General features: G+C 70.4%; 2 protein-coding genes. Both read left to right on the forward strand.

Annotation, left to right across the window (positions count from 1 at the left end; translation table 11 throughout):
* Nucleotides 1–633, forward strand: a 633-nt coding sequence (locus tag AB0O00_RS41290) for an HAD family acid phosphatase (RefSeq protein WP_363659791.1), incomplete at its 5' end; no start/stop codon positions are given.
* 97 nt (nucleotides 634–730) lie between these two features.
* The coding region (locus AB0O00_RS41295; RefSeq protein WP_363659792.1) for an alpha/beta fold hydrolase at nucleotides 731–1,049 on the forward strand (319 nt) is incomplete at its 3' end.

The raw sequence follows: 1,049 nt of genomic DNA on the forward strand, positions 1-1,049 counted from the left end.
GTGGCGAAGATCAAGGCGTACTACGGGGACACCGTCGACGCCAACGGCGAGCACTGGCCGTCGCCGGACAGCAACTACGCCGAGCAGGTCAAGGGCATCGAGGCCAAGGCCCGCAAGTACCTGGCCCAGCAGATCAAGCACGACCGCTCCGGCAAGAAGGCGATCGTCCTCGACGTCGACGACACCTCGCTGTCGACGTACAACTACGAGCTCGAGACCACCTTCGTCTACAACCCGGCGAGCAACGCCAAGTACATCGCCACCAAGACCATGCCGGCCGTCTTCGGCATGAACGACCTGGCGACCTGGGCCCAGCAGCAGGGGTACACGGTCTTCTACATCACCGGCCGCCCGGAGGCCCAGCGGGCCGCCACCGCCGCCAATCTCGCGGCCGTCGGGTACCCGGCGGCGGACGAGGCGCACCTGTTCCTGAAGAACCCGGCCTCGCCCGCGCCGTACCTGGCGTGCGGGGCGAAGTGCTCGGTGATCGAGTACAAGTCCGGCACGCGCGCCCACATCGAGGACCTCGGCTACGAGATCGTCGGCAACTTCGGGGACCAGCAGAGCGACCTGTCCGGCGGCCACGCGGACAAGGGCTTCAAGCTGCCGAACCCGATGTACTACCTGCCGTAGGGCGTGGAGCCGTCCCCCGGATTGCCGCCCGCGCGCCGTGGTGCCTGAATGGTCGGGGAACCGTCGTGCCGCGGGTGAGCGGGTGAGGAGCCGTCGTATGCCAAGGGTCCGGGTCAACGGCGCCGACCTCTTCTACGAGCTCGCGGGGGACGGCGACCCGCTCGTCCTGGTCCACGGCTCCTGGGGTGACCACCTCAACTGGGTGCCCGTCCTGCCGGCCCTCGCCGAGAGGTACCGGGTGCTGGTCTACGACCGGCGCGGGCACAGCCGGAGCGGGCGCCCGCCGGGGCAGGGGTCCCGGACGGAGGACGAGGACGACCTCGCGGCGCTGATGGAGGTGCTCTGCCTCGCGCCGGCCCACGTCGCCGGGAACTCGTTCGGGGCGTCGACGGTGCTGGGCCTGGCCGCGCGGCGCC

It is taken from the genome of Kitasatospora sp. NPDC093558 (assembly GCF_040683475.1).
Lineage (GTDB): Bacteria > Actinomycetota > Actinomycetes > Streptomycetales > Streptomycetaceae > Kitasatospora.